Genomic DNA, 18,896 nt, shown 5'->3' with positions numbered 1-18,896 from the left:
AGCCGCTCATAATTTCGCTATAACCAAAAGAGAGGCTTTACAAGATGGTGTCAAGCAATGGCAGACAAACCACAAGAAATAGAAGTGAATAAATCAGTTAATTCACCCAGAGAAACTTCAGAAGTACAAATCCAGGCTCAATCATCAGTAGAAAATGAACCGTCTATAGTAGAGTTTTTTATTAAAACTGTTGCTGAGACTGGCAAAGCAGTTTTAGACACAGCAGTAGAGGTGGGAGAAACGACAGCGAAAGAAACACACAAGTTTATTGAGCAAACAACTCAAAGTAGCGGTCAATTTGTGAATCGCCTCAACGAAAATTGGTTGATTAGAAAGCTATCTGGAGTATTAAATCTAAATTGGCTAATTGGTACTACTGACGCTGTTGATTTGGAAAAAGCAGAAGTTGCGGTAAACAAGCTCAAACAACAGTATCCAAATGAATCAGCTAGCCAGATTGCTCACCGAATCATGGTGGAAAAAGCAACTCAAGCAGGCACAGTTGGACTAGCAACAAGTGTTTTGCCAGGATTAGCAGTTGCATTGTTGGCAATTGATTTAACAGCCACAACCAAAATTCAGTCAGAAATGCTTTATCAGATTGCATCTGTCTACGGGCTAGATTTAAAAGATCCTGCGCGTAAAGGTGAAATTTTGGCAATTTTTGGTCTAGGCTTGGGTGGAGGTCGTCTATTGAAAGCTGCGGGATTAGGCTTGCTGCGAAATATACCCTTGGCGGGTGCGGTAATTGGAGCTAGTTCAAATGCGACGATGATTTATTCATTGGGGTATGCTGCTTGTCGATTTTACGAAGCCAAGCTAGAGGAATCAAATTCGTTCTCATCGCCACAGACACTAGTAACATTAAAAGCAGAGAGTGAAAAGTATTTAGAAACTGCGATCGCTCAACAAGCCCTCATGGATCAAATTTTAGTTCACATGATCCTCGCTAGTCATCCAGAGAAGACTTGGGAAGAAATTTTGCCAGAATTACAAGCTGTAAATCTCAGTCATAACTCGTTGGATACCATTGCCCAAAATATCAAATCACTTAAGTGTTTGGATATACTACTCAATCAACTGAATCGTGATTTTGCTATACCATTGCTGGCTCAGTGTTACAAAATTGCCCAGCTTGACAATAAGATTACACCAGCTGAACAAAGAATAATAGAGGCGATCACCAGCAAATTTGATATTGACAAAAATAAAATTGCGGCATAGAGCATTAAAAAGTGGAGTTATAAGCAAAGTTCACTAGTATAGGACTAGTATTTGATTTATGAAAAGATACGTAGGGTGTGTTAGCGACAGCGTAACGCACCATCATCAAGGGTTTGGTGCGTTACGAACTGCGTTCTAACACACCCTACAATACTAACACACTAATTTTGTTCAAAAATCAAATATGATTCCTATATCAGACACAAAACTAGCCATTTTTAATAACTTTAAAGACTGCCAAGCCATTGAAGTTTGGCAGGCTTTTCTAGTGTTTTACTAAATTAATGCTCTATCATCATTTTTTTTCCAAATATAGGAATCCGGTTTGATTTGGAGAAAATATACGTAGGATGTGTTAGCACAGAGAGTACGGCATCAAACTCGTGTTCATAGTGCGTTACGAACTCCGTTCTAACACACTCTACAATACTTAATTTCGTTCAAAAATCAAATAGTAATCCTATATAACTACCTCTCTTTTTTTAAACCTTTTCCTTTTATCTAGTCTAAGTTTTTGCCTAGTTAATTCCTGAGCTATTAATTCCTGAGCGCGGCTTTAAATTTTTATTTGGCTTTCTATTGGCTGTTCTTTAATTTTTTCTCTTAGGCTTTTACCCATTCTTCTTATCCTTCCTCTTTTAATTTTTTAAGATGACTCTTGTAGCGTGCATCAGCCTTTTGAATTAAGTGTTTGTAAAAAAGTTTTTGGCTAATACCGGATTTGTCACCTGCAACCAATAAAATGGCTTATCTCAATGGATCAAAAGCAAACGCCACACGCCAAACACCACCAAAAGCTGAGAATCGTAACTCCTGCTTTCAATGCCCTCACATGATGAAACAAGAAATTTGAGCAATACTGGTACAAGAAGGAATATTTACACAAAATCCCAACATGACAATTCAACTTAGTGATCAGCCTTTGCTAGAGTGGGCAGGCGATAGTTTGGCAATTGGATTATTTGAAGATGCAGTAGAGTTAACTGGAGAATTGGCAACTTTAGATCAAAAGTTTTCCGGGGTATTAAAAGAACTAATTGCTGAAGAAGAATTTAAAGGTAAAGCCAACAGTACCATCTTCACGCGTGTGAATCCTGGTAGCCCAGTGCGGAAATTGATTTTGGTAGGCTTAGGTAAACCAGATGCACTAAAACTCGACACTTTGCGACGCGCTGCTGCTGCTGTAGCTAGAGTGGCAAAAAAGCAAAAAAGCAAAATTTTGGGATTTAATTTCCCATTGTGGAATAACGATCCAGCCGCAAGCGCCCAAGCGATCGCAGAAGGTATAGAATTGGCACTTTACCAAGATAATCGCTTTAAATCAGAACCAGAAGATAAAGGTTCACAAATAGAAACCGTAGAATTACTAGGATTCAGTGGACAAGAAGCAGCCATCACCCGCGCCAATCAAATTGTGTCAGGCGTAAACTTGGCCCGAGAGTTAGTAGCAGCACCAGCTAATGCAGTAACACCAATTACTTTAGCCCAAACTGCTCAAGCGATCGCTAAAGACCACGGTTTACAAGTAGAAATTCTGGAAAAAGAAGACTGTGAAAAGTTGGGCATGGGTGCTTTTTTGGGAGTAGCCCAAGCTTCCGAGTTGCCACCTAAATTTATTCATCTGACTTACAAGCCAGAAGGTACACCCAAAAAGAAACTAGCAATAATTGGCAAAGGTGTAACCTTCGATTCCGGCGGACTCAACATTAAAGGTGCAGGTAGCGGCATCGAAACCATGAAAATGGATATGGGGGGTGCAGCTGCTACTTTGGGCGCGGCAAAAGCAATTGCTCAAATTAAGCCAGATGTTGAGGTTCACTTCATCTCGGCGGTGGCTGAAAACATGATTAGCGGTCGCGCCATGCACCCTGGAGACATTCTTACAGCATCAAACGGCAAAACAATCGAAGTGAACAACACCGACGCTGAAGGACGTTTGACCCTAGCAGATGCCTTGGTGTTTGCCGACAAATTGGGATTAGATGCGATCGTGGATTTAGCCACCCTAACCGGCGCTAACGTCATAGCCTTGGGTGAGGATATTGCTGGTTTGTACACTCCTGATGATGCTGTAGCTTCTCAATTAGAGAAAGCTGCCCAAACTTCAGGAGAAAAGATTTGGCGGATGCCAATGGAAGAAAAATATTTTGAAGGGCTAAAGTCTGGCATTGCGGACATGAAAAATACTGGCCCGCGTCCAGGTGGTTCTATTACCGCCGCCCTTTTCCTTAAGCAATTCGTCAAAGATACACCTTGGGCGCACTTAGATATTGCTGGCCCAGTGTGGACAGATAAAGAAAATGGCTACAACGGGGCAGGAGCAACCGGCTACGGCGTTCGGACGCTAGTTAATTGGGTAGAAGGGAGTGGGGAGTAGGGAGTAGGGGGAGCAGGGGAAGCAGGGGAAGCAGGGGAAGATCAGGGAGATGAGGGAGATCAGGGAGATGAGGCGAATAATCAATGCCCAATCCCCAATGCCCAATCCCCAATGCCCAATGCCCAATCCCCAATGCCCAATCCCCAATCCCCAATCCCCAATCCCCAATCCCCAATCCCCAATGCCCAAATTCGTGCTATCTTGAGCTTGCCAGCAAAAATTGTTGCAATAGTAACAGAAATAATTTGGCAGTCAGAAAGTTAAGCTTTTTCGGGCTTTGCCATCTGGTAAAATTTGTAAGGTTTCTAGAAACTGTGAGCAATGGGATCGACTCGCGTAAGGATCGCAATTGACGCAATGGGGGGGGATCACGCACCCGGTGAAATCGTTGCTGGCGCATTGCGAGCAAGGGAAGAATTGGGTGTAGATATATTACTAGTTGGTGATCCTCAACAAATAGAAGCTGCCTTGCCGCCAAAAACGAATTTAGGGCAGGTGGAGATCGTGACTGCACAGGAAGCGATCGCTATGGATGAGGAGCCTTTAAATGCAGTTAGACGCAAACGCAAGGCATCTATCAATGTGGCGATGGATTTAGTCAAGCAGCAAAAAGCAGATGCCGTGTTTTCTGCCGGTCACTCTGGGGCAGCAATGGCATCTGCTTTGCTCCGCTTAGGACGATTGCCAGGAATTGACCGCCCAGCCATAGGGACTGTTTTCCCCACGATTATTGCTGGTAAGCCAGTGTTAGTACTTGATGTCGGCGCGAATGTAGATTGCCGTCCGAAGTTTTTAGAGCAGTTTGCCGTCATGGGATCGGCTTACAGTCAATATGTTTTAGGTACAACTGAACCGAAGGTAGGTTTGCTGAATATCGGTGAAGAAGACTCTAAAGGCAATGATGCATCTGTCCGCGCTCACCAACTACTACGCGAAAATTCTCAAATTAATTTTATTGGCAATGCCGAAGGGCGTGATGTGCTTTCCGGTCGCTTTGATGTGATTGTCTGCGATGGCTTTGTGGGCAATGTATTATTAAAATTTGCCGAAGCCGTCGGAGAAGTGATTCTGCAAATTCTGCGGGAAGAATTACCTCAAGGATTACACGGTCAAATCGGTTCAGCACTCTTAAAACCAAACCTGAAGCGGATTAAGCAGCGCATGGATCACGCAGAACACGGTGGCGCTTTACTGCTAGGCGTGGCCGGAGTCTGTTTTATCGGTCACGGTAGCTCACAAGCTCCTTCAATTTTTAATGCAATTCGCATGGCAAAAGAAGCTGTTGACAACCAGGTGCTACAACGCATTCAGTCCCAATATATCCTAGAGCGCGAAAGCGGTTAGTCATTGGTCATAAGTCATAAGTCATAAGTCATTAGTCATTGGTCATTAGTCATTTGCAAAGGACAAAGGACAACTGGCAAAGGACAAATGACCAATGACAACTGATAAAAGACAACTGATAAAAGACAAGAGACAAAAAGCTGATAGCTTGGGAGATTAGGAGTGCAAAATTTAGGCGTAGCAATTACCGGAAGTGGCTCGGCAGTGCCAGCAACTTCCCTACATAACCAGACATTGAGTGAAGTAGTTGAAACATCAGATGAGTGGATAACTACAAGAACTGGAATTCGTCAACGGCGATTAGCCCTGCCATCTGAGTCCTTGAGTGTGCTAGCTACTGCCGCCAGCAGTCAGGCGATCGCAGCTTCGGGAATTAAACCAGAAGACCTAGACCTAATTCTGCTAGCAACTTCCACCCCTGATGATTTATTTGGTAGTGCTTGTCAAGTACAGGCGCAATTGGGAGCCACCAATGCAGTAGCTTTTGACTTGACAGCAGCCTGCTCTGGCTTTGTATTTGGTCTCGTTACAGCAGCCCAATACATTAGAACAGGTGTTTATAAAAACGTACTGTTGATTGGGGCAGATATCCTCTCTCGCTGGGTAGATTGGGAAGATCGGCGCACTTGCGTATTGTTTGGTGATGGTGCAGGGGCAGTAGTATTGCAAGCTGACAAAAGCGATCGCTTATTAGGATTTGCCCTTAAAAGTGATGGTACTCAAAACCATCACCTCAATCTTGCTTATGCAGGCGCTTCCCAAGAACTCCTCACTGGTGTCAATATCACCAAAGGTGCTTACCAACCGATTACTATGAACGGCAAAGAAGTCTACCGCTTTGCTGTGCAAAAAGTGCCAGAAATCATTGATAAAGCCTTATTTCAAGCTAACCTCAGTGTTGATCAAATAGATTGGCTGCTATTGCATCAAGCCAATCAGCGAATTATTGATGCTGTTGCTCAACGGCTGAATGTCCCAGAACATAAAATTATAAGTAATCTTGCCAAGTACGGCAATACCTCTGCTGCTTCCATTCCCTTAGCTTTAAATGAAGCAGTGCGGGAAGGTAAAATTAAACCCAATGACATCATTGCTGCATCCGGCTTTGGTGCCGGTCTTACCTGGGGTGCGGCAATTTTTCAATGGGGAAGATAGGGACTGAGGACTGGGTATTGGGGACTGGTTATGGATAAGAGGACAAGGGGACAAGGGGACAAGGAGAAAGACTTGTTGCAAGTTATCATCACTCAAGTTACTTTGTCCCCCCTGCACTCCCTACTCTCCAGTCCCTACTCTCCAGTCCCCAGTCCCCAGTCCCCAGTCCCCAGCTAATGACCAATGACCAATGACTATTGACCAATGACTAAAACTGCATGGGTGTTTCCCGGACAAGGTTCCCAAACGCTGGGAATGGGAATGGATTTATTAGATATACCATCTGCTAAAGATAAGCTTGCTAAAGCTGAGGAGATTTTGGGCTGGTCTGTAACTGAAATCTGTCAAAACCAAGAAGAAAAGTTATCACAGACACTATACACTCAGCCAAGTCTTTATGTGATAGAAAGTATTCTTGCTGACCTTCTCCGGGAACGAGGACACCAGCCAGATTTAGTTGCTGGTCACAGTTTGGGAGAATATTCTGCCCTTTATGTAGCGGGTGTCTTTGAATGGTCAGCTGGTTTATATCTTGTAAAGCGCCGTGCAGAACTCATGGATAATGCCGTCGGTGGGATGATGGCAGCTTTGATGAATTTTGATTGCGAACAGTTAGAAAAAGTCATTGCTCAAACGCCTGATGTGGTGATAGCAAATGATAATAGTTCGGCTCAGGTAGTAATTTCAGGCACGACTGAGGCTGTTCAAGCGGTAATGACTCAAGTTAAAGCAAAGCGTGCTATTCCCTTAAAAGTTTCTGGAGCATTTCATTCACATTTAATAGCACCAGCAGCTGCGGAATTTCAAGATATTTTAGAATCTGTGGAATTTCAGCCAGCTACTGTACCAGTGTTGTCTAATGTAGAACCAATTGCCTCTATTGATGCTGAGATTTTAAAGCAGCGTCTGAATAAACAAATGACTGGTTCTGTAAGATGGCGAGAAATTTCTCTACAATTACCAGCCAACGGCATTCAGCAAGTAATAGAAATTGGCCCTGGTAAAGTGCTAACTGGTTTAATTAAACGTAGTAGCCCTGACTTAATATTAAAAAATATCCAGAATGCTGCTGATTTGCCTGATTAATTCTTTATTAAACAGAATTCAGGAGTCAGGAGTCAGAATGCGCTAAATCTTAGCTATCCGCTAACAGAATGAATTTTGACTGAAAAAGTAGAATTGAGTAAGCATGGAGTAGCAGAGATAACTATTTAGGCTGAAAATTTCCAGAAAATTCCTATGAATATGCAGACGTAGGTATATACTACATCGGTAAGTGGATCGCAAATTCAGTACCTTCGCCTGGTCTAGAATCTACCTTGATCGCTCCTCCATGTTTTTCTACAACGATTTGACGAGCGATCGCTAACCCCAATCCTGTCCCTTTTCCCACACCTTTTGTAGTAAATAAGTGATCAAAAATCTTTTGTTTCACTGATTCATTCATTCCATTGCCATTATCAGCGATCGCAATTTTTACGCATCCATTTCCCAAAGATGTTTTAATTGTAATTTGGTTACGATTTTTCTTAATTTCCTGAAAAGTTCGCCCAGTATTTGATTCTTCTAAAGCATCAATAGCATTAGCTAGAATATTCATAAATACCTGGTTTAACGAACTTTGGGGGTTTAAGTCCCCAGCAAGATAGGCAGCACGTTTTGTGTCGGGGTCTAAATCCCCGTCACAAAACGTAATTGCGAATTGCGTTAGCGGAGCGGGGCGTTAGCCCATTGCGAATTGCGAATTGGTTTAATACTTATAGATTTAGTGTTCCCAGAATCTATGAAATTGTTTATAAAGCAAGAGGAAAATTTTAGACCGGAATTTCAATAATAAATTCTGTACCCTCACCCAGAACTGAGTTACAACTCAATTTGCCCCCGTGCGTTTCTTCAACGATTTGACGAGCGATCGCCAATCCTAAACCCGTTCCTTTACCAACAGATTTAGTCGTAAATAAATGGTCAAAAATCTTTTGTTTTACCTCCTCACTCATTCCTTTTCCATTATCAATAATGGCAATTTTTACCCTGTCATTTTCGACCGATGTTTGAATTGTAATTCGGTTAGAATTAGCTTTCACTTCGGCAAAACTCCGACCATTATTTGATTCATCTAATGCATCAATAGCATTAGCAAGAATATTCATAAATACCTGATTTAATTGACCGGGAAAGCAATTAGTTGCCGGAATATTACCGTAGTTAGTGACAACTTCAATGGCTGGACGAGTCTCATTAGCCTTGAGGCGATGGCGTAAAATCAAGATGGTGCTATCAATCCCTTCATGCAGGTTAAATAACTGCTTTTGATCGCTATCAGCACGCGAAAAAGTACGAAGACTCTTACTGATAGACTTAATGCGATCGCCCCCATCTTTCATCGCTCTAATTAACTTGGGTAAATCGTCTCGTAAATATTCTAGGTCGATTGTCTCTAATTCTTCTTCAATCTCAGTCCCAGGTTGAGGGAATTTATCGTTGTAGAGGTCAATCAACGCAAATAGGTCATTGATGGAATTTTGGACAGCACCAACGTTGCCAATAATGCAGCCGACGGGATTATTGATTTCGTGGGCAACTCCGGCAACTAAGTTACCTAGCGCCGACATTTTTTCGCTTTGAACTATTTGGATTTGTGCTTGCTGTAAATCGTTTAAGGCATTTTCTAATGCTTCAAACGATCGCTCTAGTTGTTGAGCATATTGCTGCGATCGCTCATAAAGTCGGGCATTTTCCAAAGAAATTGCCGCTTGAGCGCAAAGTAAGTTGAGCAGTTCGACGCGATCGCTCGTGAACGCTCCCTTGGCTAAACTGTTTTCCAGGTATAAAATCCCCATCAACTTGCCTTGATGCAAAATTGGGCTACACAAGATACTTTTAGGCTGTTGACGCACAATATACGGGTCATTGGCTAAAATCGGATCGGCTGTCGCATCCATCAGGACAACAGTTTGATTGCTGTGCTTGACTTTGTAAATTAGTTTGTGGGGAATATCTTGGCTATCTTCAACAGGAGTTCTCTGCAACACAACTGGCTGTGTTCCTTGGGACATCGATCCTTTAATTAACAGGCGATCGTCTCGCAACAGCATTAACACGCATTTATCAGCCCCCGCATTTTCGATGACAATTCTCAGTAACGATGAGAGCAATTTTTCTAGTTCGATTTCACTGGAGATTGTGTGGGAAGCTTTGAGAATCGCTTTTAAATCTAGGGTATATGAGACGTTGGTGCTAGAAGTGGCAGATGTGGAAGTGACAGTCCCCACAGCAAAGATAGTTTCATGAGTGGAAAGAGCCGAACGAGTTTGCTGTAATACTGGAGCGAGTAATTGGGGATAGCGTTTTTCTAAATTAGCGACTTTGGCTTTTGCACCCCAGCGAGCATAGCCGTAGTAAGCTTCAATCATGTACTCTCCAGCAATGCGCTGTTTACCCCAATCTAGGTAAAACTTTGCTGCTAGTTCGTTGGCAAGGGCTTCATCCTGGATATATTCGTTGGCTTTAGCAAGAGAAATTGCCAGATCGTATAGCTCAATTGCTTCGGTTTTTTGTCCTAATACTCGACATTTTTCAGCCGCTACCAAATCAACCTTATGCTGATAGTTCATTGGGGCATAGTGCGCCCAGTGCTGTAAAAGAGTTTGGTTTTCTGCTACTCGCTCTAATGCTGTTGATACTTCGCCCGATCTCTGAGTTAATTGTGCTAGAGCAATCAAAGAATCATAGAAATAAAATGCAGGTTCGCCAACTGTACTTGCACCTCCCATGAAATAGTTTCTGCACTCAAGCACAAGGTTGTTTGCTGCCTCAAATTCCCCAAACAAAAAGCAAAGGGTCAACTTATATAAGTAAAACATACATAAGTTATGCCAATCATTTGCAGACCGCAGCAGAGGCAGAAATTCTGCCTCTTGGAGTGCAGAGCTAGAAAAAATAGTGGGATGTTCTGCAAAACCCAGTAAATTTAAAATCGCTTGCCAATAGATTGCACAGGAATTTGCCGATCCTAACTGTTTCAATTGCACTAAAGCATGATAGTAATTGCGTGTATTTTGCTCCAACTCAGCAAGGGGTTGACCGCAGTAAAAAGCATTCCGACAGAAAGTTTGAGCGCAATATCCAGCATATTCCAGGTTGCCAATCTCTAGCCCCAGTGTGTAGCCCTCCTTCAAAAGGGGTAAAGTTTCTGCAATGTGATAGTTTCGGTGGAGAATATAACCACCTAGCAGCAAAAATACTTCAGGTTTCGGCGCTTTATCATCGAATTTTGAAGCGAGATGCAATGCTAACTGGCCAAACTGTGCAGCTAAATCTATATCTTTCTGGATGTTACAGAGAACCAGGCTGTAGCAAGCATAGTTAGTAGCAGAAACAGAGATATTTCCGTGTTGCAGAGATAATTTGACGACCAAGGTCGTTAATAATGGATACAAAAGAGAGCCACAGCTGTAAGCGGTTGCCATGATACTGCTGGCGATCTGGGTAATGGCTATTTTTTTGGCATCGGTCATGACAGGGAGATTGGCAAAATCTTCAACTTTTTGGTCGCCAATGAATTCGCTAATTTCTTGGATTGATTGCTGAATATCTGCCATTGTGGGTGATTCGGTAATCGTTATCCCCAATTGTTGTAAGAGATTGATGCCGATGCCCAATACTTGAGTAAATTGCATTTGGGAAACCTTGGCTTGAATCCTAATGCGGTAAACATTGACCTTTTCTAGTAAGTCATGGGCCTGTTCGATGACAATATTAATGAACTGTTCCATCGTCTCAAAATCACCGCCCAGCATTGCCACTTCTGCCGCTAATTCATGGAAAGCGAGGGTCATTTCATAGTGTTGTTGCCAAGCTTGTCCCAACAAAGATAATCCCACATCGGTATATTCACGCGCTGCTTGATAGGCGGTTGAACTTTTAGCTTTGCGACAAGCAATTAAATTGAGTCGAGCTAATTCTTCTCGTTGTGTTGGTTGGGTAATTAAAGCAGTTCCGTGATTTAATTGGTTGACGATTTCAAAAATCCGGTCTTCTGTTGCTTGTGCGGAAATCTGTTGCAGCAGTAGTTTTCCGATTTGATAATGAGTCGTCTGTTTTTGGTCGTCGGGAATTAGAGAATAGGCGGCTTGCTGGACGCGATCGTGTAAGAATTTGTATGTAACAATCAGTTGATTTTGTGATGTACGTGCTTGATTTTCTTGCCCCACATAAAACTTATAAACATCACCAATTGGTAAAATCAACCCTTCTTGCAAAGCTTTCCACAAAGCCGCAGCTGTCTCAATTTCCGATTGCTGCGAAACAATCGCCAAAGTTGATAAATCAAAAGAGTTGCCAATACAAGCTGCTAACTGCAAGACATTTTGAGTCGATCGCGGTAATTTTTGCAGTTGCAAACTCATGAAAGTTACAACGTCATCTGTAACTGCTTGAGCCGTCACTTGTGATAGATTGCATTGCCAACAGCCTAACTCAACATCAAAGTTGATTAATCCATCTTGATGTAATGCTTTGAGAAACTGTGTGGCAAAAAACGGATTTCCTTTAGTTTTTTGATAAATCAATACAGAAAGATGCCATGCTAAATCTTCTGAACATTTGAGCGTATCAGCTATTAACTTATTGACTTGCCCTTGACTCAGTGGTGCTAAAGTAATCGTATTAATCGTAGCTTGTGATTTCGCAATTTCATTCAAAGTCAATATCAATGGATGTGTTGGATTGACTTCATTATCACGGTACGCACAAATAATGAAAAGATGACTTGTATCAGTCATTAATAGCTGCATTAACTTGAGCGATGCCAAATCTGCCCATTGCAAGTCATCTAAAAATATTACTAAGGGATGTGATGCACTGGTAAAGACTTGAGTGAATTTTTTAAATAATAAATTAAAGCGATTTTCTGCCGCCGTTCCTGATAACTCTATCGCTGGCGGTTGTTCGCCAACAATTCTTGACAGTTCGGGAATTACTTCAATAATTACCTGCCCATTTTCACCAACAGCCTCTAATATTTTAGTTTTCCATTGCTGAATTTGGATATCACTTTCTGTTAATAATTGCTCCATTAAATCCCGGAATGCTTGCACAAAAGCAGAGAAGGGAATATTGCGCCCAAATTGGTCATATTTCCCTTTGATAAAATAGCCGCGTTGCCGCACAATGGGTTTATGAACTTCATTGACAACTACTGTTTTTCCAATGCCGGAAAACCCAGCAACGAGCATTATTTCGGTTGCGCCAAGGCTTACTCTATCAAATGCTTGCAGTAGGGTTTTAACTTCAGTTTCTCGTCCATAAATTTTATCAGGAATCACGAAGCGATCGCACAAATCCCGTTGGGCAATTGGGAAGTTTTCTATTGTACCCGTTTCCTGCAATTGAATCAAGCAGTTTTCTAAGTCGTATTTTAGCCCTAATGCACTCTGATAGCGGTCTTCAGAGTTTTTTGCCATCAACTTACTGACAATTGCAGAAAGCACAGATGGAATTTCTGAATTAATTTCATGTACTAAGGTTGCTGTTTTCGCAAGATGACAATGTACCAACTCCATCGCATCTTCTGACTGAAATGGTAATTTTCCAGTGAGTAATTGGTAAAAAGTCACACCGACTGAATAAAAATCAGTGCGGTAGTCAATCTGGCGATTCATTCGTCCAGTTTGTTCTGGTGAAATATAAGCCAGCGTTCCTTCCAGCACATTTGGATTGAGGAGAGTTTGAGTTTCTCTTGGTAGCAGAGAGGCAATACTAAAATCAATTAATTTGACTTGTTTGGTTTTGGGGTTAATTAGAATATTGGCGGGTTTGATATCTTTATGGATAATGCGCGAGCGGTAGAGTATATCTAAGGTGTTAGACAATGCGATCGCAATCCGTAAAAACTCTATTAGAGATTCTACGCTTCCCCTGACTCCCCATTCCTTCAACGAAACCCCCCCGAAGTCTTCCATTACTAACGCATAGCCATTTTGATAAGGTTCCAGGCTATAGGTTTCGATGATTAGAGGTGAGTTAAGATTTTTGGCAATGGTGTACTGATTGCGAAATTGTACCAGTTCGCTAAAGCTCGGATAATCAGTTTTCAGCAATTTAATCACTACAGGTAATGAGTCAGCCTCTCGATACCCTCGATAAACTAGGGTTCTTGAACCATTGTAAAGTTCTTCACTGATACGATATCCGGGAATACTAACTATAGTGCTAACCATACTTTTAAATTTTTAAGACCTCAGCATTTAGTATTCCCAGATACAGTAAGGAATTTTATAACACTGCAATTTCACTCATAAATTCTGTTCTACCTCTTTCCACCTTCATCTTCCGACAGGTAGGATAATCTCAAATTCCGTCCCCTGTCCTAATTTAGAAACGAAATTAATTTGTCCGCCATGAGTTGAGATAATGGAGTAGGCTACTGCTAATCCTAATCCCGTTCCTTTACCGACAGCTTTTGTGGTAAAGAAGGGGTCAAATACTCGTTTTTGGATTTCTTCAGAAATTCCAATCCCATTATCGGCAATACGAATACTCACACTCTTAGTTAAAGAATTGCTTAGTGCTGTACGAATTGTAATGGTACTTGTTTTTTGGACTTCATTTAAGGCATCAATGGCATTATTCAAGATATTCATAATTACCTGATTGATTTGTTTGGCGTGACAATTCACTTGCGGAAGTTCAGCATAGTCTTTGATAATTTCAATTTCACTAAGTCGGTGTTGCAGAATTACCAAAGTATTCTCAATACCCTCATGAATATTGACGGCTTTGATATCGGCTTCATCAAGTCTGGCAAAATTTCGCAAAGATAAGACAATATTCTGAATACGTTGACTACCTTGTTGCATAGAATTCAACATATTTGGTACGTCTTTGATCGCATAATCTAAATCTTTTTCATTGAGATAAGCTTGAATTTCGGTAGTAGGTTGTGGATATTGCTGTTGATAAAGATTAATAACCTCTAGCAAATCTTGAAAATGCTCTTTTAGATATATAATGTTACCGGAAATAAAGCTAATTGGGTTATTTATTTCATGGGCAATTCCACCTACCATTTGCCCTAAACTCGACATTTTTTCAGCATGAATCAATTGAGCTTGGGTTTGTTGTAGTTCTTGGAGAGTAGAGGATAATTGCTGATTTTTGTGATGAAGTTCTTGGGTACGCTGGTCTACTTTTTGCTCTAGGGTGTTGTAGAGTAAGGCATTTTCTAGAGAAATTGCCGCTTGACTGGTTAATAATTTTAATGTATCTAAGCGATCGCCTACAAATGCACCTATTGTTAGCTGATTTTCTAAGTACAAAATCCCCAGTAGCTTCCCCTGATTCCGAATTGGCATACACAGCGCACTCTTGGGTTTATGCTGGCGCATATATTCCCCAATCACATTAGGCAAATGGGTTTTAAGGTCATCAATTACAACTGTTTCTAGAGTGTTTTTCACATACTGAATCAGTTTGATTGGAATACCAGAATGATTATCTAAAGGTGCTGCTTGCAACATAGTACCTTCTAGAGTGGCGATCGCTCGCACTTCCCATGAGCCATTCTGAAAGAGAATTAACGCACACCGATCAGCACCAGCATTTTCGAGAATAATCTGAGTTAGCTTCTCGATTAGCTCATCTAAGTGAATTGCGGTAGAGATTGCTTGGGAGGCTTTAAAGACAGAGCCAAAGTCTAGCACCGAATTGCTACTGGCGGAACTTGAGATATGGGTTGAAGAGTGAATATTACTAAATGCAACATTGTTGCTCAGTGTTTCTTGCAAATTAAGTTTGGGATTTTTTTGTTGGAGAATGGCCCGCAGAAGTTCTGGGTAGCGTTGTTCTAAGTCATCTACTTTGCTTTTGGCTCCCCAACTGGTATAGCAGTAGTAAGCTTCTTGCATATAAACCTGGGCAATTTTTTCTTTGCCCCAATCAAGGTAGAATTTGGCAGCAAGTTCATTGCTAAGTGCTGCTTCTTGGATGTAGCCATTTTCTTTAGCAAGAGAAATGGCGCGATCGTAAAATTCAATTGCTGCGGTTTTTTGTGCTAGTATCCGACACTTTTCTGCCTCCACTAACTCGAATCGATGCTGATGATTCATGGGTGCATAATTTGCCCATTGTTGCATGGTGTCCTGATTTTCTGCTACTTGCTGTAAAATCCTCTGTTGTTCTCCGGATGACGACGTAGGAAATAAAGCCAATTGCAACAGCGAATCATAAAGGTTCAGCACTGGAGTGTTCACCATCGCATATCCTGAACCGGAATATTGTTTAGCTTTGAAATCATATTGCACCGCCAAATCTAGTTTTTGAAACAGATAACAAAGCATCAATTTGTTGACAAATAAATGCCATAAACCAGTGCCATCATTAGTTTGTTCATGTAACGTCAGCATTGAACTTTCATTGTATGCTGCACCAACTAATTCCCAAGGAGTGGTTTTTGACTCAATTAAATTTAAGATTACTTGGTGATAAATATTGTTATAATTGAGTGCGGTTTTTTGGTTAATTTTTTCTATTGCTGCTCCATAAATCTCTAATTCATTAGCTAGTTTGGTTAGTTCTTGACCAGCGATGTAAGCTTGGAAGCAATAAATGTAGGCAGCATAACCAGCATACTCTAAATCCCCAGTATCTAGCCCAATGGCATAAGCTTGTAGTAATGGTTTGAGGGTTGTTATTACAGGTTCTTTCCAGTGAGTAACAAAATGATGAACTACTAAAACGACTCTTGCTTCGTATTCCTGATTTTGAAATTTGGACAGCAGTTGCAACGCTAACTTACCCAATTCATGACCTGTTGAGATACTATTTGGTTGACCACAAAGCATGAGTCCATAAACTGAGTAAGTAAAGGCAGAACCGGAAGTATTTCCGTATTTTATAGAAAGAGCAACTTCTTTCAGCACTAGCAAGCGATGGAGTTCAGGTTTTGCCAGATAAGCAGGAGTAGTTACTTTAACTAAGACACGCAAGGCTGCACGTAATTCCAGATTCTGTATTTCTGGCAAATCAACTAATTCAGCAATTGTTTTGTCACTTAAGATAGCTTGAGTCTCTTGCAAAGCGAGAACAAAATCCTCATCTGTCGGTTCTTTAGGAAACTCAATACCTATTGGCTGCAAAAATTGCATAGCTGTATCGATCGCTGCCAATAATTTTCCTTGGACTGTGTAAGCTTCAATTTTTACTTCACATACATTAGCTGTATCAGTGATAGCTTTGGCGTATTGTAAAATTTCCTGGGCAAAATCTTCCATTGCGCCATTTTCACCGCACAGATAACTAGCTTCGGTTGCTTCGTTATACAAGCTTAAAGTTAAATTGTAGTCAGATTCCCAAGGGTTAAATGGTAGCAATTGAATACCTATTTTCAGATAAGCAATTGCTGAACTGTATGCAGTTGAGGCTTTTGCTTGTTTCCCAGCCATGAGATTTAACTGTGCAAGTTCATGGCGTTCTTCAGGTTGATGGAAATGTTCAAGCCCAATATTTAGCTGATTAGCGATCGCAAAAATTTGATTTTCTAGTTCAGCTTCAGGGGTATTTTGCCACAGCAGGCGGCCAATTTTGACATGGGTTATCTGTTTATGATCTTCAGGAATCAGTGAGTAAGCGGCTTGTTGGACGCGATCGTGCAAAAATTTATATGCTACAGCATGAGCGATTTCTTGATTACTGGCTTGATTTTCTTGACCTACATAAAACTTATAAACTTCGCTCTGTGGTAAAATCAAACCTTCCTGTAATGCTTTCCACAATGCGGCGGCGGTTTCGGTTTGGGATTGTTGATAAACAATCGCCAAGGTATGCAAATCAAACTGATTACCAATACAAGCCGCCAGTTTTAAAACCTCCTGAGTTGCTGGTGTTAGTTTCTGCAATTGTTGTGCCATAAACTCCACCACATCTTCTGTCAGCGCCAATTGCTTGATTTGGGCAATATTACATTGCCAATGCCCGCTTTGAAAATTAAATTGAATATAATTATCCTGATGCAATGCCTTGAGAAACTGGGTGGTGAAAAAGGGATTTCCTTTGGTTTTTTGATATACCAGTTGCGTTAATGGCTGTGCTAATTCCAGTTGACAATTAAGGCTATCTGCTAACAACTGATTCACACTTACTTGACATAATGGACTGAGGATAATATTGTTAATTACCGCTCCTGCATTGCCTATTTCATCTAATGTCAACATTAAAGGATGTGCCGAGAAGACCTCATTATCTCGGTATGCCCCAAGCAGCAACAAGTAGCCCCTCTGGGATTGATCCATGAGTAACTGCATCAGCTTCAATGATGCCGAATCTGCCCACTGCAAGTCATCCAAAAAGATTACTAAGGGATGTTCTAGTGTGGTGAAAATTTGAATAAATTTCTCAAACAGCAGATTGAAGCGATTTTGAGCCGCCATTCCAGATAGTTCTACAGCCGGAGGTTGAGAACCAATAATTCGTTCTAGTTCTGGGATGACCTCAATAATAACTTGGGCATTTTCACCCAACGCTGTAATAATTTTATCCTGCCACTGTTGCAAATTGGTATCAGTTTCACTCAATAGTTGCCCTATTAAATCTCGGAAGGCTTGCACAAATGCGCTGAAGGGAATATTGCGATTAAATTGGTCATATTTGCCTTTGATAAAATAACCATATTGCCTAACAATAGGTTTATGAACTTCGTTTATAACCGCAGTTTTTCCAATCCCCGAAAAGCCAGTAACTAGCATCATTTCGGTTGCCCCAAGGCTGACTCTTTCAAATGCTTGCAATAGGGTTTTTACTTCGGTTTCTCTGCCATATAATTTATCAGGAATAATGAAGCGATCGCACACATCCTGTTGTGCAATTGGGAAATTTCCAATTTTACCTGTTTCTTTGAGTTGAAGCAAGCACTTTTCTAAATCATACTTCAATCCTAAGGCGCTATGATAGCGGTATTCGGGATTTTTCGCCATCAGTTTGCTAACAATTTCTGAGAATACAAATGGAATTTCTGAATTAATTTCATGTATTAAAGGCGCTGTTTTTGCGATATGGCAATGCACCAACTCCATCGCATCCTTTGACTGAAATGGTAATTTTCCAGCCAGTAATTCGTAGAAAGTTACGCCCAAAGAATAAAAATCTGTGCGGTAGTCAATTCCTTGATTCATTCGTCCAGTTTGTTCTGGCGAAATATAAGCCAGTGTTCCTTCTAACACATTGGGGCTAATTAAGGTTTGAGTTTCTCGTGGCAGTAAAGATGCAACACTAAAGTCAATTAATTTAACTTGTTTTGTTTCGGGATTAATTAAAATATTGGCAGGTTTAATATCTTTATGAATAATGCGCGAGTGGTAGAGTATATCTAAGATGTTGGATAGTGCGATCGCAATTTCTAAAACCTCTTGTAGAGACGCGATATATCGCGTCTCTACCGAGGTGAAATAATCTTTAAGAGAAATCCCTCCAAAATCTTCCATCACCAACACATAGCCATTTTGGTATTGTTCCAGGCTATAAGTTTGGATAATTAAGGGTGAGTTGAGATTTTTAGCGATAGTGTACTGATTGCGAAACCACAAGAGTTCACTGAAACTCGGATAAGGATTTTTCAGGAGTTTAATCACTACTGGTAATGAATCAATCTCTCGATACCCTCGATAAACCAGCGTTCTGGAACCATTGTAAAGTTCTTCACTGATGCGATATCCGGGAATACTTACTGTAGTGGTATTCATACTGCTAAATCCTAATATTTTCTGGAGTTAGTATTCCCAGATGGGTGAAGCAATTCATCTGC

The 18,896-nt window shown here is 41.1% G+C and carries 8 protein-coding genes and 2 pseudogenes; 6 read left to right on the top strand and 4 right to left on the bottom strand.

Annotated elements, in window-relative coordinates; all coding sequences use genetic code 11:
• Window positions 1-57: 57 nt before the first annotated feature.
• Window positions 58-1,224, top strand: a complete 1,167-nt coding sequence (locus CDC33_RS27480; protein WP_109011615.1) for an EcsC family protein — start codon at window positions 58-60, stop codon at window positions 1,222-1,224.
• 624 nt (window positions 1,225-1,848) lie between these two features.
• Here CDC33_RS27480 and CDC33_RS40675 read toward each other — a convergent pair.
• A pseudogene (locus tag CDC33_RS40675) lies at window positions 1,849-2,040 on the bottom strand (type II toxin-antitoxin system RelE/ParE family toxin); the annotation flags it as partial.
• Window positions 2,041-2,119: 79 nt separating this feature from the next.
• Here CDC33_RS40675 and CDC33_RS27470 point away from each other — a divergent pair.
• The 5 genes from CDC33_RS27470 to fabD all read left to right on the top strand — a co-directional run bounded on the left by CDC33_RS27470 (window position 2,120) and on the right by fabD (window position 7,186).
• Entirely contained in the window at window positions 2,120-3,601 is a 1,482-nt protein-coding gene (locus tag CDC33_RS27470; RefSeq protein WP_109011614.1) for a leucyl aminopeptidase, read from the top strand.
• A 67-nt stretch (window positions 3,602-3,668) separates the two neighbouring features.
• Window positions 3,669-3,806: a hypothetical protein gene (locus CDC33_RS39155; RefSeq protein WP_181374149.1), complete on the top strand. Its 138-nt coding sequence runs from the start codon at window positions 3,669-3,671 to the stop codon at window positions 3,804-3,806.
• Between the two features lie 116 nt (window positions 3,807-3,922).
• The gene (plsX, locus tag CDC33_RS27460) at window positions 3,923-4,945 is read left to right on the top strand and encodes a phosphate acyltransferase PlsX (protein WP_109011612.1); all 1,023 of its coding nucleotides are present in this window, start codon (window positions 3,923-3,925) and stop codon (window positions 4,943-4,945) included.
• Window positions 4,946-5,107: 162 nt separating this feature from the next.
• Window positions 5,108-6,100: a beta-ketoacyl-ACP synthase 3 gene (locus tag CDC33_RS27455; RefSeq protein ID WP_109011611.1), complete on the top strand. Its 993-nt coding sequence runs from the start codon at window positions 5,108-5,110 to the stop codon at window positions 6,098-6,100.
• 204 nt (window positions 6,101-6,304) lie between these two features.
• The gene (gene fabD / locus CDC33_RS27445; RefSeq protein ID WP_109011609.1) at window positions 6,305-7,186 is read left to right on the top strand and encodes an ACP S-malonyltransferase; all 882 of its coding nucleotides are present in this window, start codon (window positions 6,305-6,307) and stop codon (window positions 7,184-7,186) included.
• A gap of 178 nt (window positions 7,187-7,364) precedes the next feature.
• Here the strand turns inward: fabD and CDC33_RS27440 are convergent.
• The 3 genes and pseudogenes from CDC33_RS27440 to CDC33_RS27430 all read right to left on the bottom strand — a co-directional run.
• Window positions 7,365-7,715, bottom strand: a pseudogene (locus tag CDC33_RS27440) (sensor histidine kinase); the annotation flags it as partial.
• A 199-nt stretch (window positions 7,716-7,914) separates the two neighbouring features.
• Window positions 7,915-13,320: a trifunctional serine/threonine-protein kinase/ATP-binding protein/sensor histidine kinase gene (locus CDC33_RS27435; protein WP_109011607.1), complete on the bottom strand. Its 5,406-nt coding sequence runs from the start codon at window positions 13,318-13,320 to the stop codon at window positions 7,915-7,917.
• Between the two features lie 105 nt (window positions 13,321-13,425).
• Window positions 13,426-18,834 (bottom strand): trifunctional serine/threonine-protein kinase/ATP-binding protein/sensor histidine kinase, encoded by a 5,409-nt coding sequence (locus tag CDC33_RS27430; RefSeq protein WP_109011606.1) that lies wholly within the window; start codon window positions 18,832-18,834, stop codon window positions 13,426-13,428.
• Window positions 18,835-18,896 lie beyond the last annotated feature (62 nt).

Origin of the sequence: Nostoc commune NIES-4072 (assembly GCF_003113895.1) — a bacterium.
Taxonomy (GTDB): domain Bacteria; phylum Cyanobacteriota; class Cyanobacteriia; order Cyanobacteriales; family Nostocaceae; genus Nostoc; species Nostoc commune.
Note: the sequence above shows the minus strand (reverse complement) of the source record. Positions and strands in the feature narration are given on the sequence as shown.

Bases quoted from the DNA above. Each gene is read 5' to 3' on its own strand.
- CDC33_RS27480 (WP_109011615.1), top strand. From the start codon at position 58: ATGGCAGACAAACCACAAGAAATAGAAGTGAATAAATCAGTTAATTCA.
- CDC33_RS27470 (WP_109011614.1), top strand. From the start codon at position 2,120: ATGACAATTCAACTTAGTGATCAGCCTTTGCTAGAGTGGGCAGGCGAT.
- CDC33_RS39155 (WP_181374149.1), top strand. From the start codon at position 3,669: ATGAGGCGAATAATCAATGCCCAATCCCCAATGCCCAATCCCCAATGC.
- plsX (WP_109011612.1), top strand. From the start codon at position 3,923: ATGGGATCGACTCGCGTAAGGATCGCAATTGACGCAATGGGGGGGGAT.
- fabD (WP_109011609.1), top strand. From the start codon at position 6,305: ATGACTAAAACTGCATGGGTGTTTCCCGGACAAGGTTCCCAAACGCTG.
- CDC33_RS27435 (WP_109011607.1), bottom strand. From the start codon at position 13,320: ATGGTTAGCACTATAGTTAGTATTCCCGGATATCGTATCAGTGAAGAA.
- CDC33_RS27430 (WP_109011606.1), bottom strand. From the start codon at position 18,834: ATGAATACCACTACAGTAAGTATTCCCGGATATCGCATCAGTGAAGAA.